This window comes from Fodinibacter luteus (assembly GCF_039541575.1).
In the GTDB taxonomy this organism is placed as follows: Bacteria; Actinomycetota; Actinomycetes; order Actinomycetales; family Dermatophilaceae; genus Fodinibacter; species Fodinibacter luteus.
This window is the reverse complement of sequence record NZ_BAABGM010000008.1, coordinates 119,955-140,943: the sequence shown is the minus strand read 5'-3', so window position 1 is coordinate 140,943 and position 20,989 is coordinate 119,955. Positions and strand designations below refer to the sequence as shown.

Below are 20,989 nucleotides of genomic sequence, written 5' to 3'. Positions count from 1 at the left end.
GGCCCCGGCGATCCCGGGGTGAGGCTCAGGCGAGGGTGACGAGGTCGCGGTAGTCGGCGCTGAAGAGGTCCTCGACACCGTCGGGGAGCAGGAGGATGCGTTCGGGCTCGAGGGCGTCGACCGCCCCCTCGTCGTGGGTCACGAGCACGACCGCCCCCTCGTAGGTGCGCAGCGCCCCGAGGATCTCCTCGCGCGATGCGGGGTCGAGGTTGTTCGTCGGCTCGTCGAGGAGCAGGACGTTCGCCGACGAGACGACGAGCAGGGCGAGGGACAGGCGGGTCTTCTCGCCGCCGGAGAGCACCCCCGCCGGCTTGTCGACGTCGTCGCCGCTGAAGAGGAACGAGCCGAGCACCTTGCGCACGTCGGTCTCGCCGAGGTCGGGCGCGGCCGACTTCATGTTCTCCAGGACGGTCCGCTCGACGTCGAGGTTCTCGTGCTCCTGGGCGTAGTAGCCGAGCTTGAGGCCGTGCCCCGGCTCGACCTGACCGGTGTCGGGCGCGTCGACGCCCGCGAGCATCCGCAGCAGGGTCGTCTTGCCCGCGCCGTTGAGGCCGAGCACGACGACGCGCGAGCCCCGGTCGATCGCGAGGTCGACGTCGGTGAAGACCTCCTGCGAGCCGTAGGAGCGGGACAGCCCGCTCGCCCGCAGGGGCGTCCTCCCGCAAGGAGAGGGCTTCGGGAAGCGCAGCCTGGCGACCTTGTCGTGCGCCCGCTCGGTCTCCAGGCCCGCGAGGAGCCGCTCGGCCCGGCGTGCCATGTTCTGCGCGGCGACCGTCTTCGTCGCCTTGGCGCGCATCTTGTCGGCCTGGGCCATGAGCGCCGAGGCCTTCTTCTCGGCGTTGGCGCGCTCGCGCTTCCTGCGGCGCTCGTCGGTCTCGCGCTGCTGGAGGTAGGCCCTCCAGCCGAGGTTGTACTGGTCGAGCTCACCGCGGTTGGCGTCGAGGTGGAAGACCTTGTTGACGACGGCCTCGAGGAGGTCGACGTCGTGCGAGATGACGACGAGGCCGCCCCGGTAGCCCTTGAGGTGGTCACGCAGCCAGGCGACCGAGTCGGCGTCGAGGTGGTTGGTCGGCTCGTCGAGGAGCAGCGTCTCGGCGCCCGAGAACAGGATCCGGGCCAGCTCGATGCGGCGCCGCTGGCCGCCCGAGAGCGTGCCGAGCGTCTGGCCGAGGACCCGCTCGTCGAGGCCGAGCGCGCCGGCGATCGACGCCGCCTCGGACTCCGCGGCGTACCCGCCGGCGGCGACGAACTCGGCCTCGAGCCGACCGTAGCGCCGCATCGCGCGGTCCTGACCCTCCCCCGTGCGGCTGGCCATCGCGGCCTCGGCGGCGCGCAGCTCGCGCACGATCGTGTCGAGCCCGCGGGCCGACAGGACCCGGTCGCGGGCGGTGACGTCGAGGTCGACACCCCGCGGGTCCTGGGGGAGGTAGCCGACGGCGCCGGTGCGGGTGATCGTGCCGGCCGCCGGCTGGGTGACCCCTGCCAGTGCCTTCGTGAGGGTCGTCTTGCCGGCGCCGTTGCGCCCGACGAGGCCAACCCGGTCACCGGGGGCCACGCGGAAGCTCGCGTCGTCGAGGAGCAGGCGCGAGCCCGCGCGCAGCTCGACGGAGGCAGCGGTGATCACGAGGGCCTTTCGGTGAGGGTGGACGCGGTCGTCACGACGGCAGTGGGCGCACGACGACGGGCTGTCGCCCTCTAGTCTAGGTGCCGCCGCGCGCCGCGCGGTCCACGCCCTCGCGACGGGAGCCCGGCATGAGCTTCAACGACAACGTCACCCTGGACACCTCGCAGGTGCGCTCGGGCGGCGGCGGGGGCGCCCCGGGCGGGATGGTCGTGGGCGGCGGCATCGGCGGCATCATCATGCTCATCCTCGCGATGATCTTCGGCATCAACCCCGGTGACATCACCGGCGGCGGGACGACGACCGAGCCCGGCCAGGTGCAGGCCGGCGGCGAGCAGGGCTCGGAGGCCTTCGCCGCGTGCCGCACGGGCGCCGACGCCAACGAGAACACCGAGTGCCGCGTCATCGGCACGGTCAACTCGGTCCAGGCCTTCTGGGCCGGCGAGCTGCCCCGCTACGGCAAGGAGTGGCAGCCGACCCAGACCGTGCTCTACCGGGGCACGACGCAGTCGGCGTGCGGCACGGCATCCAACCAGGTCGGCCCGTTCTACTGCCCCCTCGACAAGATGGTCTACATCGACGCCGACTTCTTCCGCATCCTCGAGCAGCAGTTCGGCTCGAGCGCCGGTCCGCTCGCGCAGGAGTACGTCGTCGCGCACGAGTACGGCCACGCGCTCCAGGACCAGCTCGGGCTGCTCGGCCGCGCGCAGCAGGACCCGCAGGGTCCGGAGTCGGGCGCGGTGCGCGTCGAGCTCATGGCCGACTGCCTCGGCGGGGTGTGGGCCCACCACGCGACGACCGTGCCCGACGAGGACACCGGGCAGCCGTTCCTCGAGCCGCTGACCGACCAGGACATCCGCGACGCCCTGTCGGCGGCCTCGGCGGTCGGCGACGACAGCATCCAGCAGAAGACCCAGGGCCGGGTGACGCCCGAGAACTGGACCCACGGCTCGGCCGAGGCCCGCCAGCGGTGGTTCCTCCAGGGGTTCAAGACCGGTGACCTCAACCAGTGCGACACCTTCGCTGTCGCCTCGGTCAACTGAGCCGCCGCACCCCTCACGAGCTCGCGAGGGCGGCGAGGAACGCCACGTAGCAGCCCAGCCCGGCCCACGCGAGACCACCGCGCAGCCGGGACGGGCCGTCCGCGGCGCCGACGACCAGGGACGCCGCGAGCAGCGACCAGCACGCGCCGTGGCCGTGGCGCAGCACCACCGCACGCCAGCCCGTGGCCGCCTCGGCCGCGTCGGGGACCACGAGGAACCACACGACCGACAGGCCGGCGGCGCCGACCGCCGCGGCGACGAGCAGGGGCCGGCGGTGGCGCGCCCAGCGCTCGCGCACCCCGGCCGCCCCGCCCGCGCTCACGGTGCCACCGACAGCTCGGCGATCGTCGCGTCGCACCAGGCGAGCGACGCCGACGCGACAGCCACCCCGTGCCCGAGGGTGCGGCCCCACCACGGCACGTCCGGCGACGCGTCCTGCGCGAGCTCGGCGGCGATGGCGGCATAGCGCTCGAGCGCGACCGCCAGCGCCTGCCGTCGGGTGCGCAGGTGCCCGAGCAGCACGTCGGGGTCGACGTGGCGGCCGAGGAAGACCTTGAGGAGCAGCTCGTCGCGACCGGGCGCGACCGGCCCGACGGGTCGGGCCAGCCACCCGCGCAGCTCGGACCAGCCGGATGCCGTGAGCGCGTGGACCCGGCGCCGCGACCCACGCACCCCCGGCTCGCTCGTCGTGACGACGTGGCCCTCGGCCTCGAGGGTGCGCAGCGTGGGGTAGATCTGCCCGAACCCCTCGTGCCAGAAGTGCGCGAGCGGACCGGTGGCGAGGGCGTGCACCTCGCTGCCCGACATGGGCTCGATGCTCAGCGCGCCGAGGACGGCGTACCGGGTGCGCGACTCGCGGCGGCTCACCCCGGAACCATATCTCGCAGATATCACCGGGGACCAGCCCCACGATGCCTCCCGTGGGTGCGGACGTGGTCGCCGGGGCGACCGTCCCCGCTCTCACGGCGCTCACTCCTCGATGGTGACCCGCACCGCCCGGGCCCGCTCCAGGGCCTGCCGCAGGACGACGAGCCGCGGGTCCGGCAGGTCGTAGAGCTCGCGCCGGGGCAGCTCGACCAGCCCGGCCAGCCGGGGGTCCTCGAGCGCCGCCGCGACGAGCGCCCGGTCGCCACCCACGAGGAGACCGGAGCCGGCCGGCATCCGGACCGCGCCGGCGGGACCGCCGAGCACGCGGACGGCGTGCTCGACGGTGGCCGCGACGAGCTCGTCGGCCTGGTTGGCCCGGCGGCGCGCGAAGCGCTGCTGGCTCCAGCCGCCGGCCGCCGTACGGGACTGGACGTACCGGGTGCCGACCTTGTGCGCGCCGAGCCGCTCTCCGGACGCGAGGCCGACGGCGTACCCGCCGCGGCGGACCAGGACGAGGGCCAGCGGGTCGTGGTCGAAGCGGTCGACCCCGACGACCCGCTGGGGGCCGTCGGGGTTGTTCACGGCGAAGCGCTCGAGCCAGCCGTCGAGGCGTGCCGGCGCGACCTCGACGACTCTGCGGGGCACCGGAGGTGGGTCAGATGTTGAAGCCGAGGGCGCGCAGCTGCTCGCGGCCGTCGTCGGTGATCTTGTCGGGGCCCCACGGCGGCATCCACACCCAGTTGACCCGGTACGAGGCCACGAGACCCTCGAGGGACTGGGCGGTCTGGTCCTCGATGACGTCGGTGAGCGGGCAGGCCGCCGAGGTGAGCGTCATGTCGATGACGGCGTGGTTCTGGCCGTCGACGGTGATGCCGTAGACGAGCCCGAGGTCGACGACGTTGATGCCGAGCTCGGGGTCGACGACGTCGCGCAGGGCCTCCTCGACGTCGGCGACGTTGGCCGGCGTGGGGTTCGCGGGGGTGTCGGTCTGGGTCACTGCGGGGCTCCTTCGGCCTGGTGCAGGGCATCGGTGAACGCCATCCACGACAGGAGGGCGCACTTGACTCGGGCGGGGTACCTCGCGACCCCGGACAGGGCGACGCCGTCGCCGATCTGCTCCTCGTCGCCGGGGTCCTCCCCCTTGCTCGTGAGCATCGAGCGCATCGCCTCGACCGTCTCCCGGGCCTCGGCGACGCGCTCGCCGGTGACCTCCTCGGCGAGGATCGACGCCGAGGCCACGCTGATCGAGCAGCCCATGGCGTCGTACGACACGTCCTCGACGACCGCGTCGTCGCCCTGGCCGGCGAGGTGCACCCGCAGGGTCACCTCGTCGCCGCACGTGGGGTTGACGTGGTGGACCTGCGCCTCGAAGGGCTCGCGCAGGCCGGCCCGCACCGGGCGCTTGGAGTGCTCGAGGATGAGCTCCTGGTAGAGGTCCATCAGGCGGGCACCTCCAGCCCGAACACCGCCGGGACCCGGTCGAGCGCCTCGAGGAGCGCGTCGACCTCCGCGGGCGTCGTGTAGGCGGCGAAGCTCGCCCGGGTGCTCGCCTGCACCCGCAGGGCCCGGTGCAGCGGCCACGCGCAGTGGTGGCCGACCCGCACGGCGACCCCGCGGTCGTCGAGCACCTGGCCGACGTCGTGGGCGTGGACGCCGTCGACGACGAAGGCCACCGCTCCCCCACGCTCGCGCAGGTCGTCCGGCCCGAGGACGTGCACCCAGGGCCGCTCCCCGAGCCCGGTGACGAGGCGCTCGGTGAGGGCTTGCTCGTGGGCGTGGACGCGGTCCAGCCCGAGGTCGGTGAGGTAGTCGCAGGCCGCAGCCAGCCCGACGGCCTGGGCGGCCACCGGCACGCCGGCCTCGAACTTCTGCGGCACCGGGGCGTACGTCGCCCCCTCCATCGTGACCGTCTCGATCATCGACCCGCCGGTGAGGAACACCGGCATCTCGTCGAGCAGCTCGGGGCGGCCCCACAGCACGCCGATGCCGAGGGGGCCGAACATCTTGTGACCCGAGAACGCGAGGAGGTCGACCCCGAGCCGGTCGACGTCGACGGGCAGGTGCGGCACCGACTGGCAGGCGTCGAGCACGACGAGCGCGCCGACGGCGTGCGCCCGCGCCACGAGCTCGGTGACCGGGTTGATCGTGCCGAGGACGTTGGAGACGTGGGTGAAGGCGAAGACCTTGGTGCGCTCGGTGAGCAGCGCGTCGAGGTCGGTGAGGTCGAGCCGTCCGTCGGGCGCGACCGGGACCCAGCGCAGGGTGGCTCCGGTGCGCCGGCACGCCTCCTGCCACGGGATGAGGTTCGCGTGGTGCTCCATCTCGGTGACGAGCACCTCGTCGCCCGGGCCGAGGGTGAACCGGTCGCCCCGGCCGCCACCGCCGCCCGCGGCACCGTTGCTGAACGCGTAGGCGACGAGGTTGAGCGCCTCGGTGGCGTTGCGGGTGAAGACGACCTCGCTCGCCCGGGCCCCGATGAACCGGGCGATCGTCTCGCGGGCCGCCTCGTAGGCGTCGGTGCCCTCCTCCGAGAGCTGGTGCGCCCCGCGGTGCACCGCGGCGTTGGTGCGCTCGTAGAACCGTCGCTCGGCGTCGAGGACCTGGCGCGGCTTGTGCGAGGTCGCACCCGAGTCGAGGTAGACGAGCGGGTGCCCCCCGCGCACCGTGCGCGACAGGATCGGGAAGTCGGCCCGGATCCGGGCCAGCTCCTCGGCGGTGAAGGGGGCGGCGCTCACTCAGGCCCCGGCGGTCTCGGTGAGGAAGCGGTCGTAGCCCTCGGCCTCGAGGCGGTCGGCGAGCTCGCGGCCACCCTCCTCGGCGATCCGGCCGTCGACGAAGACGTGGACGAAGTCGGGCTGGATGTAGCGCAGGATGCGCGTGTAGTGGGTGATGAGCAGGACGCCGGCGCCGGTGCTCTCCGTGGCGCGGTTGACCCCCTCGGACACGACCCGCAGCGCGTCGACGTCGAGGCCGGAGTCGGTCTCGTCGAGGACGGCGAACTTCGGGCGCAGGAGCTCCATCTGGAGGATCTCGTGGCGCTTCTTCTCGCCCCCGGAGAAGCCCTCGTTGACGTTGCGCTCGGCGAAGGCGGGGTCCATGCGCAGGTTGCCCATGGCCTCCCGGACCTCCTTGACCCAGGTCCGCAGCTTCGGGGCCTCGCCCTCGACGGCCGTCTTGGCGGTGCGCAGGAAGTTCGACACCGTGACGCCGGGGACCTCGACGGGGTACTGCATCGCGAGGAACAGGCCGGCCCGGGCGCGCTCGTCGACGCTCATCGCGAGGACGTCCTCGCCGTCGAGGGTCACCGACCCGGAGGTGACGGTGTACTTCGGGTGGCCGGCGACCGAGTAGGCCAGGGTCGACTTGCCCGAGCCGTTGGGTCCCATGATGGCGTGGGTCTCGCCGGAGCGGATCGTCAGGGTGACGCCGCGCAGGATCTCCTTGGTGCCGTTCTCCGTCTCGACGGAGACGTGGAGGTCGCGGATCTCGAGAGTGCTCACAGGGTGCTCTTTCCTCAGTCGCTTCGGGGGGTGATGGGGGTCGTGCCGACGTAGACCTCGCCGTCCTCGACCTTCACCGGGTAGACGTTGACGGGGACGGTGGCCGGTGGGCCCGAGGGTTCGCCGCTGCGCAGGTCGAAGCGGGAGCCGTGGAGCCAGCACTCGAGCGTGTGGCCCTCGACCTCGCCCTCGGACAGCGAGACGTTGGCGTGCGTGCACGTGTCGTCGAGGGCGTACAGCTCGCCGTTCCCCGCGCGCACGATCGCCATGACCTGGCCGTAGACGTCGGCCGCGGCGGCGCCGACGGCGGGCAGCTCGTCGAGGCGGCAGACCCGGACGAAGTCGGTGTCGGTCAGCTGCTCGCTCATGCGGCACCCCCCGACAGCTCGCGCTCGATGGCCGCCATGAGGCGGTGCTCGACCTCGGGCACGCCGATCCGGCCGACGACGCTCGCGAAGAAGCCGTGCACGACGAGGCGGCGGGCCTCGTCCTCGGGGATGCCGCGCGCCATGAGGTAGAACAGCTGCTCGTCGTCGAAGCGCCCCGTCGCCGAGGCGTGGCCCGCGCCCTCGATCTCGCCCGTCTCGATCTCGAGGTTCGGGACCGAGTCGGCGCGCGCGCCCTCGGTGAGCACGAGGTTGCGGTTGAGCTCGTAGGTGTCGGTGCCCTCCGCGCTGGCGCGGATGAGGACGTCGCCGACCCACACGGTGTGCGCGGTGTCGCCCTGCAGGGCACCCTTGTACTCGACGTTGGAGCGGCAGTGCGGTGCCGAGTGGTCGACGAAGAGCCGGTGCTCGAGGTGCTGCCCGGCATCCGCGAAGTAGACACCGAGGCCCTCGAAGGTGCCGCCGGGGCCGGTGTACGAGGCGTTCGTGTTCATCCGCACGATGCCGCCGCCGATGGTGACCGCGATGTGCCGCACCGTGGCGTCGCGCCCGACGACGACGTCGTGCTGGGCGAGGTGGTGGGTGTCGTCGTCCCACTCCTGCACCGTGACGACGGTGACGTGCGCGCCGTCACCGGCGACGACGGAGAGCACCTCGCCGTACTCGGACACGCCGTGGTGCTCGAGGACGACGGTCGCGCGCGCGAAGCGCCCGACCCGCACGAGCAGGTGGCCGTGGACGACCTCGCGCCGGGTTCCGGTGAGCCGCACGCGCACGGGGGCGTCGAGCTCGGCCTCGGCCCGCACGTCGAGCACCGCGACGCCGCCGCTGTGGGCGGCGGCGACGGCCGCGGCCCGGTCACCCGGCGCCGGGGCCCCACTCGCCCGCCACTCCTCGACGGATGCCGTCCGGAGCGTGACGCCGTCGGGCAGCGTCGCGTCCCACTCCAGGCAGGCACCGGTCGCCTCGTCCCGGAACAGCGCGCCGAGGCGGTCGACGGGCGTGAAGCGCCACTCCTCCTCGCGCCCCGTGGGTAGCGGGAAGTCGGCGACGGTGTACGACGTCGTGCGCTCGGCGCGCGACTGGTTCGGGACCATCGTCGCGGCGCTGTCGGTGTGCGCGCCCGACGCGGGGCGCTGGGGGGTCAGCAGCGACATCAGCCGACCGCTCCTTCCATCTGCAGCTCGATGAGGCGGTTGAGCTCGAGGGCGTACTCCATGGGGAGCTCCTTGGCGATCGGCTCGACGAAGCCGCGCACGATCATCGCCATCGCCTCCTCCTCGGACAGGCCTCGGGACATGAGGTAGAACATCTGGTCCTCGGACACCTTGGAGACCGTGGCCTCGTGGCCCATCTGGACGTCGTCCTCACGGATGTCGACGTAGGGGTAGGTGTCGGACCGGCTGATCGTGTCGACGAGCAGGGCGTCGCACACGACCGAGCTCCTCGAGCCGTGGGCGCCCTCCATGATCTGGACGAGGCCACGGTAGGACGTGCGGCCGCCGCCGCGAGCGACGGACTTGCTGACGATCGAGCTGCTCGTGTTCGGGGCGGCGTGGACCATCTTGGAGCCGGCGTCCTGGTGCTGGCCCTCGCCGGCGAAGGCGATCGACAGGGTCTCGCCGCGGGCGTGCTCGCCGAGGAGGAACACGGCGGGGTACTTCATCGTGACCTTGGACCCGATGTTGCCGTCGATCCACTCCATCGTCGCGCCCTCGGCGCACGTCGCGCGCTTGGTGACGAGGTTGTAGACGTTGTTCGACCAGTTCTGGATCGTCGTGTACCGGACCCGGGCGTTCTTCTTGACGATGATCTCGACGACCGCGGAGTGCAGGGAGTCCGACTTGTAGATCGGCGCCGTGCAGCCCTCGACGTAGTGCACGTAGGAGCCCTCGTCGGCGATGATCAGGGTGCGCTCGAACTGGCCCATGTTCTCGGTGTTGATCCGGAAGTAGGCCTGGAGCGGGATGTCGACGTGCACGCCCGGGGGGACGTAGATGAACGAGCCGCCGGACCACACCGCGGTGTTGAGCGCCGCGAACTTGTTGTCACCGGCGGGGATGACCGAGGTGAAGTACTCGCGGAAGAGGTCCTCGTGCTCGCGCAGCCCGGTGTCGGTGTCGACGAAGATGACGCCCTTGGCCTCGAGGTCCTCGCGGATCTGGTGGTAGACGACCTCGGACTCGTACTGGGCGGCGACCCCGGCGACGAGGCGCTGCTTCTCGGCCTCGGGGATGCCGAGCCGGTCGTAGGTGTTCTTGATGTCCTCGGGCAGGTCCTCCCACGAGGTGGCCTGCTTCTCGGTCGACTTCACGAAGTACTTGATGTTCTGGAAGTCGATGCCGGACAGGTCCGAGCCCCAGCTCGGCATCGGCTTCCGGTCGAACAGCCGCAGCGACTTCAGGCGCAGGTCGGTCATCCACTGCGGCTCGCTCTTGCGGGCCGAGATGTCGCGCACGACCTCCTCGTTGAGCCCGCGGCGGGCGGTCTCGCCCGCGGTGTCGGTGTCGGCCCAGCCGTACTCGTAGGTGCCGAGGCCCTTCAGACCCGGGTTCAGCTCTTCGATGTGGCTCGTCATGACGAGGGCCTCTCGGTGGTCGGGGTGGGGACGAACGTGGTGCAGACGTGGTCACCGTGCGCGAGGGTCGCGAGGCGCTGGACGTGGACGCCGAGCAGGCGCGAGAAGGCCTCGGTCTCGGCCTCGCAGAACTGGGGGAACTCGGCCGCGACGTGCTGGACCGGGCAGTGGCCCTGGCACAGCTGGATGCCGGTGAGCGGGCCGCCGCCGCGCCCGACGGGCCGGGCCGAGGCCGCGAAGCCCTCGGTGTTGAGCGCGTCGACGAGGGCCCGGGTGCGCTCGGCGGTGTCGTCCCCGGCGGTGGCGACCCGGTCGGCGAGGCGCTGCTCGAGCCCGGCCACCCGGTGCTCGGCGAACGCCTGGACGGCGTCGGCGCCGACGGTGGAGCCGAGGAAGCGCACCGCTTCTCCGGCGAGGTCGTCGTAGTCGTTGACGAGGGCGCGGTGGCCGTGCTCGGTGAGCACCCACGCCTTGGCGGGACGCCCGCGGCGGCGCGGGCCCGCCGCCGGCCGGGGCTCGACGAGCCCGTCGGCGTGCAGCCCGTCGACGTGCCGGCGCACGGCCGTCTCGGTGAGGCCGAGCCGCTCGACGAGGGCCGGGATGCTCACCGGGCCCTCCTGGCTCACGACACGCAGCACCCGGTCGCGCGTGCGCGACTCGAGGACGTGGGTGTCGGGATTAACCACACACCCATGTTAGGTAATTCCGGGCGTCAGGTCCAAGCAAGGGCACCCTAAGAGGTCGCGCGGATAGGTCACGGGCGTCGGGCGGGTCGGGTGTCCCAGCGGTGGGTGGTCCAGGCAATGCGGATCAGTCGGCGGGTGATGATCACGGCGTTGGCCAGGGCGATGAACGCGTCGATGACGGGGCCGTGTCGTTCGGTGCAGATGGCCAGTTTCTTGAACCCGCGGTTGTGCCAGGAGTTCGTCCGCTCGACCACCCATCGGGCGCCGGCCTGTAGGGGGAAGCCCTTGACGCTGATCACGCCGTGGCATCCCAGCTCGTGGAGCAGGTCACGGGTCTTGGCACTGTCGTAGCCGGCGTCCAGGTGCACCGTGATCTGGTCGGGCAGTCCCACTCCAAGCCCTTGGTCGAAGCGCGCCAGCTTCTCTAGGGTCGGGCGCAGCAGCGGGGAGTCGTTGCGGTTCGCCGGAGCGATCACACACCCCAGCGGGATCCCGCCGCTGTCGACCAGCAGGGAGCGTTTCGTTCCCAGTTTCCCTCTGTCCACGGGCGATTTGCCGGCAACCTCGCCACCGCAGGGGGCTTTGACGATGCACCCGTCGACGATCACGCTCGACAGATCCACCCCGACGACCTGGTCGTAGGCGTCCAGGCAGATCTGTTCGAGCTGGTCGAAGACACCGGCGTGGATCCACTCGTCGCGCCGGTCACGGATCGTGGTCGCCGAGCAGGTGCGGTCCCCGGCCTTGCCATAACTGGCGCCGAGCACCAGTACCTCAACGAGCTTGTCGAACACGATCCGGTCGGCGATGCGGGGGCGATGACACCCCAGCGGGTGGACAACGACGCGTTCGGGAAGAAGGGCCGCGAACTGGGCCCACAACGGCTCGGTAAGAGAGGATGGAAGAGCAGGCACGAGCGCCTCCTGGAGACGGCTGACTAGACACCACCTCTCCTACTCGCGCTCGTGCCTGCACCCCGTCAGCAACACGCACCCCAGCAGCAACATCGCTCACCTATCCGCGCGACCTCTAAGCCTCGACGTCGGCCTCCTCCTCGTCGAGCGGGAGGAAGACCGACGGCATCCGGCGGCGGGGGGGCGCGACGGCATCCTCGCCGAGGATCCGCTCGCGCACCGGTGCGGTGAGCACGCCGAGCGGTGCGGTGAGCACGTAGCCGTAGGCGACGACGAGCGCCGTGAGCCCCGGCGCGAGGACGAGCCCGAGGACGATGGCGAGCCCGACGAGCGCCGTCGTGACCCGCGCCGGCCGGGTCGTCGGCGACAGGAGGGTGCGGAAGGACCGGAAGCGCACCGTCATGACCATGAGCAGCGCCGGCACGACGCTCACGACGAGGGGGAACCACGCCCGCCAGGGACCGGTGCCGGGGCCCCACTGCGGCGAGTCGAGCGCGAGGATCGTCGCCATGACGACGGCGGCGGCCCCCGGGGAGGGCAGGCCGACGAAGTAGCGCTTGTCCGCGAGCGGGTCGATCGTCACGTTGAACCGGGCGAGCCGGAACGCCGCGCACGCGAGCCAGAAGAAGGCGGCGAGCCAGGCGAGCACCGGCCACTCGTCGAGTGCCCAGGTGTGGACGAGGATCGCCGGCGCGAGGCCGAAGGAGATGAGGTCGGCGAGGGAGTCGAGCTGGAGGCCGAACGGTGAGGTCGCCCCGACGAGGCGTGCGACGAAGCCGTCGGCGATGTCGAGCACGATCGACACCGCGATGAGCACCGCGGCGACCGTGAAGTGCCCGCGGAACGCGAGGAGCACCGACGACAGGCCGCTCACCATGTTGAGGGTCGTGAACGCGCTCGGCGCGAGGAGCCGGGCCCGTTCGCGCTTCGGGAGCTGGCGGAGCGAGACGACCCGCGCCCCGGTCGGGGACACGAGGCGCCACCGGTCGAGGATCCGGCGGCGCCCGGGGGCCGCCGGTGTGCTCACGACCTCACCCGGGCGGGGCGGGTCCATCGGGCGATGACCGTCTCCCCCGCGACGACCCGGTCGCCGGCCGACACGAGCAGGTCGCACTGCGGCGGGACGAAGACGTCCATCCGCGAGCCGAACTTCATGAGCCCGACCCGCTGCCCGGTGCCCAGCTCGTCGCCGACGGCGACCCGGGTCACGACCCGCCGGGCCATGAGGCCGACGATCTGGCGGAAGTGGACGCGCCGCAGCTCGTCGCCGACCTCGCGCTCGACCGTGATGTCGCTGCGCTCGTTGAGGTGGGCGCTCTCGTGCCGGTAGGCGGCCAGCCACTGGCCGGGACGCCGGACGACCTCGGTGACCCGGCCGCCGTAGGGGGCCCGGTTGACGTGGACGTCGAAGGCGGACAGGAAGATGCTCACCTGCTGCCACTCCCCCTCGGGCGCGACGCCGACCTGGCCGGGCCCGGCGTACATGACCTTGCCGTCGGCGGGCGAGAGGACGTCGTCGACGGGGACGGGCCGGTGGTCCGGGGTGCGGTCGGGGTCGCGGAAGAAGGCGGCCACGGCGAGCGCCAGGACGCCGAGCGCGGCGGCCGCGCGGGGCCGGCCGAGCAGGAGGGCGAGGGCGGCGGGCGCGGCGGCCACGGCGGTGGCGGGCCCGGCCTCCCGGTCGATGCGTGGCATGGACGCCAGCCTAGGATGTCCGACCATGGCGGGTGCAGTCCACGTGCGCGAGCTGCGCAGGTCGTTCGGGGCGACCGTCGCCGTCGACGGCGCGAGCTGGGACGCCGACGCCGGCACCGTCACCGCGCTCCTCGGCCCGAACGGCGCGGGGAAGACGACGACCGTCGAGTGCCTCGAGGGCCTCCAGCGCCCGGATGCCGGGGTCGTGCGGGTGCTCGGCGCCGACCCGTGGCGGTCCGGCGCGGAGCACCGCGCCCGGGTGGGCGTCATGCTCCAGGAGGGCGGGCTGCCCACGACGAGCCGCCCGCTCCCGCTCCTGCGCCACCTCGCCGACCTGTACCGGGACCCGGTCCCGGTGGCCGACCTCGCCGGGCGCCTCGGCATCGAGTCGTTCGCCGGGACGACCGTGCGACGGATGTCCGGCGGACAGCGCCAGCGCGTCGCGCTCGCCGCGGCGCTCCTCCCCCGGCCCGACGTCCTCTTCCTCGACGAGCCGACGGCGGGGCTGGACCCCCACGCGCGGCTCGCCGTCTGGGACCTCGTGCGGGCCGAGGCGGCCCGCGGGGCCTGCGTCGTCGTCACGACCCACTCGTTCGAGGAGGCGCAGCGCCTCGCCGACCGCGTCGTCATCATGGCCGCGGGCCGGGTCGTCGCCGACGGCACCCTCGACGAGGTGCGCGGCGGGCGCACCCTCGAGGACGTGTACTTCGCCCTGACGACGGGGGCGGCGCGATGAGCGCCCCCGGGGTCGCCGCCCCACCACGGCGGCGGGTGCTGACCCGCGCCGCGTTCGAGACGCGGTTGCTCCTCGCGAACGGCGAGCAGCTGCTCGTGTCGGTGCTCCTGCCCGCCCTCGCCCTCCTCGGTCTCGCCCTGTCGTCCGTCCCCGACCTCGGCCCGGGCGAGCGGGTCGACCTCGCGACCGCCGGGGCCCTCGCCCTGGCCGTCGTGTCCACCGCCTTCACCGGGCAGGCGATCTCCACCGGCTTCGACCGGCGCTCGGGCGTGCTCCGGCTGCTCGGCACGACCCCCCTCGGCCGCGACGGCCTGCTCGCCGGGAAGGCGCTCGCGGTGCTGTCGGTGCTCGGGGTCCAGGTCGTCGTGCTCGGAGGCCTCGGGCTGGCCCTCGGCGCCCGGCCCGCCCCGGGCGGGCTCGTCCCGGCCGCGCTGGGCCTGCTGCTCGGCAGCGCGACGTTCGTCGCGCTGGCGCTGCTGCTGGCCGGCACCCTGCGCGCCGAGGCCGTGCTCGCCGTCGCGAACCTCGTCTGGGTGCTGCTCCTCGGGCTCGGCCTGCTCGTGCCGACCGCCGAGCTGCCCGGGCCCCTGCCGGCGGTCGCCGCGGCGCTGCCGTCCGGGGCGCTCGGCGACGCGCTGCGCGCCTCGCTCGTCGACGGTGGCTGGCCGTGGGCGCAGTGGGCCGTGCTGGCCGCGTGGGGGGTCGTGGCTGGTCTCGTCGCCCGGCGCTCCTTCCGGTGGTCGGACTGACGACCGGCCCGTCGAACCCCGGGACCCGAGCCGTAGCCTTGTGCCCGTGACGAGCACGAGCACGACCGACCCCACGGCCCCACCGGCCCCTCACCCCGGCTCCCGCTGGCTGGCCCCGATCCTCCTGGCCAACCTCGTGGCCGAGGTCGGGATCGTCGTCACGGGCGGGCTCGTGCGCGTCACGGGCAGCGGGCTCGGCTGCCCGACGTGGCCGGAGTGCGTCGACGGGTCGATCACGCCGACGCTCGAGCAGGCCGAGGGCTTCCACAAGTACATCGAGTTCGGCAACCGCACGCTGACCGGGGTGCTCGGGCTGCTCGCCCTCGCGACGGTCGTCGCCGTGTGGCGCTGGGCACCGCGCCGGGCGATGAAGGTCGCCTCGGTCCTCGTCCTCGCAGGGGTCGTCGGGCAGGCCGTGCTCGGGGGCGCCACCGTGCTCCTCGGCCTGCACCCCGCGACGGTGGCCGCGCACTTCCTCGTGTCGATGGGGCTCGTCGCGGCCGCGTCCTACCTGTGGTTCGCCCGGCACGAGGATGCCGTGGCCCCGGTCCCGCTCGTCCCCGTCCTCGTGAGCCGCCTCGCGTGGGCCACCTGCGCGGTCGCGGGGCTCGTGCTCGTCCTCGGCACCGTCGTCACCGGGTCGGGCCCGCACTCCGGCGACGCCGACGAACCCGCCCGGTTCGGCCTCGACGCGCGCACCGTGTCGTGGCTGCACGCCGACGTCGTCATGCTCTTCCTCGGCCTCGTCGTGGCGACGTGGCTCGCCGCCCGGCTCACCGCGGGCGCCGCGCAGGGTCCCGCGCGGGCCTGGCTCGTCGTCCTCGGGGTGGCGCTCGCCCAGGGCGTCGTCGGCTACGTCCAGTACTTCACCGACCTGCCCGAGGCACTCGTCATCGCCCACATGCTCGGGGCGACGCTCCTCGTCGTCGCGCTGACCCACGGCATCCTCGCGCTGCGCCGACGCACCGGCGCGGTCAGCACGTAGGGCGACCCGGAGGAGGCCGCCCTCACGACGAGGTGGCGAAGCGTTCCCAGACGCGGTGCCGTCGCATGCTCGCGAGGAGGTCCTCCACGACGGCGTCGGCCGAGCCGACGTGGACGCCCGGCACCGCCTCGCTGAGGCCGACCGCGGTCGCGGTGTCGGCCCCACCGACGATCCCGATCGCCTTCGCGTGGCGGTAGACCTCGTCGACGAGGAGGCTGACCCGCGCGTCGACGGCCGGTGTGGCGACGGCGGCGGCCTTGGTGTCGAGCGGTTGCAGGGCGTTCGGAGCCGGGGGCGGCACCGAGACGAGGACGACGGCGTCGAACTCGACCGACCGCGCCGTGAGGAGGGTGCGGTGGGCGACCTCGGCCCGGTCCGGCCAGACGGGGCCGCCGCGCGGCGCGACGAGGAGCGGGACGGTGCCCGCCTCCGCGAGGGCCGCGACGACGGCAGCGGCGACGTCGGGGTCGGCGTCCTCGTCGACGACGACGCCGACCGTGCGACCCTCGACCGGCCACTCCTCGCCGAGCTGCGACAGCGCAGGGCTCGGGGCGGTGTCGCCCGGCTGCGCCTCTGCCGCGGTGGGCTCGGGCAGACCGAGCCCCGCCGCGACCGAGGCCGCGAGCCGGCCGTCGATCCGGGTCAGGCAGTCGACCTGACGCCGGCGGATCGTCTCGTCGTAGCACTTGCCGAGCTCGAAGGTGTAGGCCTGCACGATGTGGTCCTGCTCGACCGGGGTCATGCTCAGCCAGAACAGCCGCGCCTGGCTGTAGTGGTCGTCGAAGGACGCCGGCAGCTCGCGCACGGTCCGGCTCTTCGCGGGGACGGCCCTCGGCACGTCGACATAGGCGTTCTCGGCGTCCCCGGCGACGAAGGGGCAGCCACCGTCGAGGGTGTTCGGCTTGTAGGGCGCGACCCCGCCGTGGACGGCGCTCTGGTGCATCCCGTCGCGGAGCATGTCGTTGACGGGGGCGTGGGTCCGGTTGATCGGCAGCTGGTTGAAGTTCGGCCCGCCGAGCCGGGTCAGCTGGGTGTCGACGTAGGAGAACAGGCGGGTCTGCAGGAGCGGGTCGTCGGTCACCGCGATGCCCGGCACGAGGTGGCCGACGTGGAACGCGACCTGCTCGGACTCGGCGAAGAAGTTCGTCGGGGTGCCGCTCAGGGTGAGGATGCCGATGGGCTGCACCGGAGCCAGCTCCTCGGGCACGAGCTTGGTCGGGTCGAGCAGGTCGATGCCCTCGAACACCTGCTCCTCGGTGTCCTCGAAGACCTGGATGCCGAGCTCCCACTGGGGGTACGCGCCGGCCTCGATCGAGTCGTAGAGGTCACGACGGTGGAAGTCCGGGTCGACCCCGGCGATCATCTGGGTCTCCTCCCACACGAGTGAGTGGACCCCGAGGAGCGGCTTCCAGTGGAACTTCACGAGCGTGGTGCTTCCATCGGACGCGGTGAGCCGGAAGGTGTGGACGCCGAAGCCCTCCATCATCCGGTAGGAACGGGGGATGGCCCGGTCCGACATCGCCCAGATCGTGTGGTGCTGGGCCTCGGTGTGCAGCGACACGAAGTCCCAGAACGTGTCGTGCGCCGTCTGGGCCTGCGGGATCTCCCGGTCCGGGTGCCACTTCGCGGCGTGGACGACGTCGGGGAACTTGATCCCGTCCTGGATGAAGAAGACCGGCATGTTGTTGCCGACGAGGTCGAAGACGCCCTCCGTCGTGTAGAACTTCGTCGCGAAGCCGCGGGTGTCGCGCACCGTGTCGGCGGAGCCGCGCGAGCCGATGACCGTCGAGAAGCGGACGAACACCGGCGTCTCGACACCCTCGCGCAGGAACGCCGCGCTCGTCAGGTCGGCGGCGGCGCCGTTGCCGACGAACACCCCGTGTGCTCCGGCGCCGCGGGCGTGGACGACCCGCTCGGGGATGCGCTCGTGGTCGAAGTGGGTGATCTTCTCGCGCAGGTGGTGGTCCTCGAGCAGGGTCGGCCCGCGTGACCCGGCCTTGAGCGAGTGGTCCGTGTCGCGCAGACGGGTGCCGGTCGACGTCGTGAGGAAGGCCCCCTGCTGGGCCATGTCCGTGGGCTCGGCATCGAGCGGGGCTCCCGTCGGGGTGGTGGGCACCGGGGACTGCTGCTCGGGCTTGGGCGGCAGGGGCTCCCGCGGCGAGGTCGGCTCCTCGAGCGGGGCGGCGGCGTGCGTCGGGGCGCCGGGGGGCGGAGTGGGACGGGCTGCGTCATCGGTGCTCATGGGGGACGTCTACCCGCGCCGACCTGCCCCTATTCGCCACGGCGTCGTCAGGCGCGGACGGCGGTGACCGATGCCGTGTGGCACCCGGGCCCCTAGGAGGCGGCGTCGTCCGCGAGGAGCCCGAGGGCCCGGGCCCGGGCCACCGCCTCGCCGCGGGAGGCGACGCCGAGCTTGGCGAGGATGTGCGACACGTGGACGCTCGCCGTCTTCGTGCTGATGAACAGCGCGCGGCCGATCTCCCCGTTCGACCGACCCCGGGCCAGCAGGCCCAGAACCTCCGCCTCGCGCGCGGTGAGGCCGGTGGGGCCGGTCGCCGCCGGCCGGGAGCCGAGCCGGCCGAGGGACTCCTCGAGGGGGCCGGCGCGCAGCGAGCGGGCCGTCGCGCGCGCGGAGCGGAGCACCTCGTCGGCGGCCGGGTCACCCGCCGCGAGCAGCACCTCGGCGAGGCGACCCCTGGCCCGCGCCCCCTCGTAGGGCTCGCCGTGCCCGTCGAAGAGGTCGACGACCGAGCGCCACAGGCCGACGAGGTCGCTGACGGCGACGGCCTCCCCGCACGCCCACCGCACCCGCTCGAGCTCGGCCCGGGCGCGGACCTGCCAGGCCCGCCCCTCGGAGGTGGGCGCGGACAGCACCGACCCCTCGCCCCAGACGGCCGCGGCCTCGGCGGCGAGGCGCTCCGCCTCGGCCCGCAGCCCGGCCCGTCGGCCCGTCGGCGCGCCTCGCACGGCCGACGCGAGGTGGCCCGTGACGATCGCCGCGAGACGGACCTCCGCGGCCACCCGCCCCTCGCCCCAGATCTGTCGGAGGAACCCGACGACCTCGGCGTGCAGGGCCAGCATCCGGTCGACGTCGCCGGCCCGGCCGAGCAGGTCGAGGGCCGCGGCCCCCGACTGCACCGCGATCCGGCCGTCCTCGGGCCACCACGGGCGGGTCGCGGCGAGCAGGTCCTCGGCGCCCACCTCCCCCCGGGCGGCGCGCACCCCCGCGGCGGCCGCGTCGACGCTCGCGACCGCCCAGGCCGGCATCCCCACCTCCGCGGCGTGGTCGGCCAGGCGCATCGCGTGCTCCCACTCCCCCATCTCGTAGGCCGTCGTCACCGCCATCGCCCGCGTGTCGACCCCGTAGACCGACCACTCGAGGCCGGCACGGCGCGCCTCGGCGAGGGTGCGCTCGAAGGCGGCCAGGGCGGCAGCGTGGTCGCCCTGGCGGTAGTGCACCGACGCGAGGATGTGCATCGCGCGCAGCAGGGCGAGGTCGGGGGCGCTCGTCCACGCGGCGACGGCACCCTCGAGCCGGCGGATCGACTCGCCCGGGTCCCCGGCGGTCTCGCTGAGCCGGGCGAGGATCGACGCGAGGTCGGTGCGGTCGACCGTGAGGTCGTGCTCGACGGCCAGGGCCATGGCCTCGTCGGCGACGGCGAGGGCCTCCGCGTGGGCACCGCCGTCCATGAGCGCCTCCGCCCGGCGGGTCAGGACCCCGACGCGCAGGCCGACCGGGGCGTCCGGGCCCAGCAGGTCGAGGGCCTCCCGGGTGAGGGCGAGCCGGTCGACCCGCTCCTCGGTCATCCGGGCCGCGAGTGCGAGGCCGCACAGCAGCTCCGCGCGCTCGTGCGCCGTGGGCAGGTCGGTGGCGAGCCTGGCTCGCAGGAGCGCCATCGCCCGGCCGGTGCGGCCGCTGCCGTTGGCGGCGGCCGCGGCTCGCAGGGTGAGCCGGTGACCGGCGCCGGGGTCGTCCCCGGACAGGGCGAGGGTGAGCGCCGTCTCGTAGTGGGTCAGGGCCTCCGCCGGCCCACCCATCCTCCGGGCGGCGTCCCCCGCCCGCACGGATGCCGTGAGCGCCGCCTCGCGGTCGCCGGAGGCCAGGGCGTGACGGGCGAGGTCGGCGGCGGTCCCGAGGGTGGGGTCGTCGCGCAGGGCGTCCGCGCAGGCGCGGTGCAGCTGGAGGCGCTCCGTCGGCAGGAGGTCGTCCGTGACGGCCTCGGCCAGCAGCGCGTGACGGAACTCGTAGCCACGCTCCCCCCGGGGCTCGAGGACGTGGTGCTCGACCGCCGAGCGCAGGCAGGCCCGCAGCACCGCGGGCTCGACGCCCGCGACCCGCTCGAGGAGGGCGTGCGGCACCCGCCGGCCGATGACCGCGGCGACCCGCACGACGCCCTGGGCCGCGTCGTCGAGCCGGTCGACCCGGGTGAGCAGGAGCCGGGCGAGGTCGGCTGGGCCGGACCCCGCGCGGTCGCCGGCGGCCGCGGCGAGCTCCTCGGCGAAGAAGGCGTTCCCCTCGGCCCGCCGGGCGACCTCGTCGACGACGTCCTCGCTGAGGTCGGCCCCGGCCCGCCGCACGATGCTGCGCAGGTCGGCGTCGGGCAGCGGCCCGAGCTCGACGCGGGTCAGGGCCGGGAGCCGGGACCACACCGCGAGGGTCCCGGCGAGCGGGTGCCGCCGGTGGACGTCGTCGCTGCGGTAGGTCGCGAGGAGCCCGATCCCGTCGGGGGCGCCGCGGGTGAAGAGCAGGGTGAGCAGCTCGCGGGTCGACTCGTCGGCCCAGTGGACGTCCTCGACGACGACGAGCAGCGGCGCGCGCCGGCCGAGGTCGGCGAGCACGGCGTGGACCGCCTCGACGAGCTCGGAGCGCACCGGGTCGGCCCGGGCCCCCGACGCCGCCCGTGGCACGAGCGGCACGAGGCCCGGGTGGTCGACGACGAGGTCGTCCACGAGCCCCCGCTCCCGGGTGTCGAGGGCCGCGAACATCTCGACGAAGGGCAGGTACGGCAGGCTCGGGCCCACCTCGCCCACGCAGTGCCCGAGGAGCGTGCGGCGGGCGGGGTCGCGGTGCACGACGTGCCCGACGAGGGCGGTCTTGCCGATGCCGGCATCGCCGCCGACGAGGACGGACCCACCTCCCCCGTCGTCCCAGCCCAGGGCCTCGACGACGCGGTGGACCTCCTCCCGGCGGCCGACGAGCTCGGTCACGGAACGAGGCGGCACGGCTCG

Annotated in this window: 21 protein-coding genes; 4 read left to right on the top strand and 17 right to left on the bottom strand. The window is 73.8% G+C overall.

All coding sequences use genetic code 11. The annotated features are described in order from the left end of the window. Positions 1–25 precede the first annotated feature (25 nt). A complete protein-coding gene (locus tag ABD899_RS06630; protein WP_345203778.1) occupies positions 26–1,624 on the bottom strand; it encodes an ABC-F family ATP-binding cassette domain-containing protein in 1,599 nt (532 codons plus the stop codon). A gap of 128 nt (positions 1,625–1,752) precedes the next feature. Between ABD899_RS06630 and ypfJ the strand changes: the two genes are divergently transcribed. Then, a complete protein-coding gene (gene ypfJ, locus ABD899_RS06625; RefSeq protein WP_345203776.1) occupies positions 1,753–2,664 on the top strand; it encodes a KPN_02809 family neutral zinc metallopeptidase in 912 nt (303 codons plus the stop codon). 13 nt (positions 2,665–2,677) lie between these two features. Here the strand turns inward: ypfJ and ABD899_RS06620 are convergent, their stop codons facing one another. The 14 genes from ABD899_RS06620 to ABD899_RS06555 all read right to left on the bottom strand — a co-directional run bounded on the left by ABD899_RS06620 (position 2,678) and on the right by ABD899_RS06555 (position 13,290). Continuing rightward, complete coding sequence (locus ABD899_RS06620; protein ID WP_345203773.1) at positions 2,678–2,986, bottom strand: hypothetical protein; 309 nt, start codon at positions 2,984–2,986, stop codon at positions 2,678–2,680. Beyond that, entirely contained in the window at positions 2,983–3,531 is a 549-nt protein-coding gene (locus ABD899_RS06615) for a PadR family transcriptional regulator (RefSeq protein ID WP_345203770.1), read from the bottom strand. The genes ABD899_RS06620 and ABD899_RS06615 overlap by 4 nt, the downstream gene beginning before the upstream one ends. 102 nt (positions 3,532–3,633) lie before the next feature. Further along, complete coding sequence (locus tag ABD899_RS06610) at positions 3,634–4,176, bottom strand: acVLRF1 family peptidyl-tRNA hydrolase (protein ID WP_345203768.1); 543 nt, start codon at positions 4,174–4,176, stop codon at positions 3,634–3,636. Between the two features lie 10 nt (positions 4,177–4,186). After that, positions 4,187–4,528: a metal-sulfur cluster assembly factor gene (locus ABD899_RS06605; protein WP_345203766.1), complete on the bottom strand. Its 342-nt coding sequence runs from the start codon at positions 4,526–4,528 to the stop codon at positions 4,187–4,189. After that, positions 4,525–4,971: a Fe-S cluster assembly sulfur transfer protein SufU gene (sufU, locus tag ABD899_RS06600; protein WP_345203764.1), complete on the bottom strand. Its 447-nt coding sequence runs from the start codon at positions 4,969–4,971 to the stop codon at positions 4,525–4,527. Before sufU ends, ABD899_RS06605 begins: the two co-directional genes overlap by 4 nt. Next, entirely contained in the window at positions 4,971–6,266 is a 1,296-nt protein-coding gene (locus ABD899_RS06595; RefSeq protein ID WP_345203761.1) for a SufS family cysteine desulfurase, read from the bottom strand. Before ABD899_RS06595 ends, sufU begins: the two co-directional genes overlap by 1 nt. Beyond that, a complete protein-coding gene (gene sufC, locus ABD899_RS06590; protein WP_345203758.1) occupies positions 6,267–7,031 on the bottom strand; it encodes a Fe-S cluster assembly ATPase SufC in 765 nt (254 codons plus the stop codon). 14 nt (positions 7,032–7,045) lie between these two features. Continuing rightward, positions 7,046–7,399, bottom strand: a complete 354-nt coding sequence (locus tag ABD899_RS06585; protein ID WP_345203755.1) for a non-heme iron oxygenase ferredoxin subunit — start codon at positions 7,397–7,399, stop codon at positions 7,046–7,048. Then, positions 7,396–8,574, bottom strand: a complete 1,179-nt coding sequence (gene sufD / locus ABD899_RS06580) for a Fe-S cluster assembly protein SufD (protein WP_345203753.1) — start codon at positions 8,572–8,574, stop codon at positions 7,396–7,398. Before sufD ends, ABD899_RS06585 begins: the two co-directional genes overlap by 4 nt. After that, the gene (gene sufB / locus ABD899_RS06575) at positions 8,574–9,995 is read right to left on the bottom strand and encodes a Fe-S cluster assembly protein SufB (RefSeq protein ID WP_345203751.1); all 1,422 of its coding nucleotides are present in this window, start codon (positions 9,993–9,995) and stop codon (positions 8,574–8,576) included. Before sufB ends, sufD begins: the two co-directional genes overlap by 1 nt. Further along, positions 9,992–10,681 (bottom strand): helix-turn-helix transcriptional regulator, encoded by a 690-nt coding sequence (locus ABD899_RS06570; protein WP_345203747.1) that lies wholly within the window; start codon positions 10,679–10,681, stop codon positions 9,992–9,994. The genes sufB and ABD899_RS06570 overlap by 4 nt, the downstream gene beginning before the upstream one ends. Before the next feature lie 68 nt (positions 10,682–10,749). Continuing rightward, positions 10,750–11,595, bottom strand: a complete 846-nt coding sequence (locus ABD899_RS06565) for an IS5 family transposase (RefSeq protein WP_345203744.1) — start codon at positions 11,593–11,595, stop codon at positions 10,750–10,752. Positions 11,596–11,710: 115 nt separating this feature from the next. Further along, positions 11,711–12,622 (bottom strand): CDP-diacylglycerol--serine O-phosphatidyltransferase, encoded by a 912-nt coding sequence (gene pssA / locus ABD899_RS06560; protein ID WP_345203742.1) that lies wholly within the window; start codon positions 12,620–12,622, stop codon positions 11,711–11,713. Then, positions 12,619–13,290 carry a phosphatidylserine decarboxylase gene (locus ABD899_RS06555; protein ID WP_345203740.1) on the bottom strand — a complete coding sequence of 224 codons (672 nt, stop codon included), beginning with the start codon at positions 13,288–13,290 and terminating at the stop codon, positions 12,619–12,621. The genes pssA and ABD899_RS06555 overlap by 4 nt, the downstream gene beginning before the upstream one ends. A 25-nt stretch (positions 13,291–13,315) precedes the next feature. Here ABD899_RS06555 and ABD899_RS06550 point away from each other — a divergent pair, with 25 nt between their 5' ends. The 3 genes from ABD899_RS06550 to ABD899_RS06540 are packed head-to-tail and all read left to right on the top strand — an operon-like array spanning position 13,316 to position 15,760. Then, on the top strand, positions 13,316–14,026 hold the full coding sequence (locus ABD899_RS06550; RefSeq protein WP_345203739.1) for an ABC transporter ATP-binding protein: 711 nt from the start codon (positions 13,316–13,318) through the stop codon (positions 14,024–14,026). Continuing rightward, positions 14,023–14,775, top strand: a complete 753-nt coding sequence (locus tag ABD899_RS06545; RefSeq protein WP_345203737.1) for an ABC transporter permease — start codon at positions 14,023–14,025, stop codon at positions 14,773–14,775. The genes ABD899_RS06550 and ABD899_RS06545 overlap by 4 nt, the downstream gene beginning before the upstream one ends. A gap of 46 nt (positions 14,776–14,821) precedes the next feature. Beyond that, positions 14,822–15,760, top strand: a complete 939-nt coding sequence (locus tag ABD899_RS06540) for a COX15/CtaA family protein (RefSeq protein WP_345203735.1) — start codon at positions 14,822–14,824, stop codon at positions 15,758–15,760. A gap of 22 nt (positions 15,761–15,782) precedes the next feature. Here ABD899_RS06540 and ABD899_RS06535 read toward each other — a convergent pair whose 3' ends face one another. Both ABD899_RS06535 and ABD899_RS06530 read right to left on the bottom strand, forming a co-directional pair. Then, the gene (locus tag ABD899_RS06535) at positions 15,783–18,002 is read right to left on the bottom strand and encodes a catalase (protein ID WP_345203732.1); all 2,220 of its coding nucleotides are present in this window, start codon (positions 18,000–18,002) and stop codon (positions 15,783–15,785) included. Between the two features lie 92 nt (positions 18,003–18,094). Further along, positions 18,095–20,983 (bottom strand): helix-turn-helix transcriptional regulator, encoded by a 2,889-nt coding sequence (locus tag ABD899_RS06530; protein WP_345203729.1) that lies wholly within the window; start codon positions 20,981–20,983, stop codon positions 18,095–18,097. Between the last annotated feature and the right edge of the window lie 6 nt (positions 20,984–20,989).

What these genes read in the sequence shown, in the direction of transcription:
- sufD (WP_345203753.1), bottom strand. Translation starts at nt 8,574, where the DNA reads ATGTCGCTGCTGACCCCCCAGCGCCCCGCGTCGGGCGCGCACACCGAC.
- ABD899_RS06535 (WP_345203732.1), bottom strand. Translation starts at nt 18,002, where the DNA reads ATGAGCACCGATGACGCAGCCCGTCCCACTCCGCCCCCCGGCGCCCCG.
- sufU (WP_345203764.1), bottom strand. Translation starts at nt 4,971, where the DNA reads ATGGACCTCTACCAGGAGCTCATCCTCGAGCACTCCAAGCGCCCGGTG.
- sufB (WP_345203751.1), bottom strand. Translation starts at nt 9,995, where the DNA reads ATGACGAGCCACATCGAAGAGCTGAACCCGGGTCTGAAGGGCCTCGGC.
- ypfJ (WP_345203776.1), top strand. Translation starts at nt 1,753, where the DNA reads ATGAGCTTCAACGACAACGTCACCCTGGACACCTCGCAGGTGCGCTCG.
- ABD899_RS06555 (WP_345203740.1), bottom strand. Translation starts at nt 13,290, where the DNA reads ATGCCACGCATCGACCGGGAGGCCGGGCCCGCCACCGCCGTGGCCGCC.
- ABD899_RS06545 (WP_345203737.1), top strand. Translation starts at nt 14,023, where the DNA reads ATGAGCGCCCCCGGGGTCGCCGCCCCACCACGGCGGCGGGTGCTGACC.
- ABD899_RS06585 (WP_345203755.1), bottom strand. Translation starts at nt 7,399, where the DNA reads ATGAGCGAGCAGCTGACCGACACCGACTTCGTCCGGGTCTGCCGCCTC.
- ABD899_RS06550 (WP_345203739.1), top strand. Translation starts at nt 13,316, where the DNA reads ATGGCGGGTGCAGTCCACGTGCGCGAGCTGCGCAGGTCGTTCGGGGCG.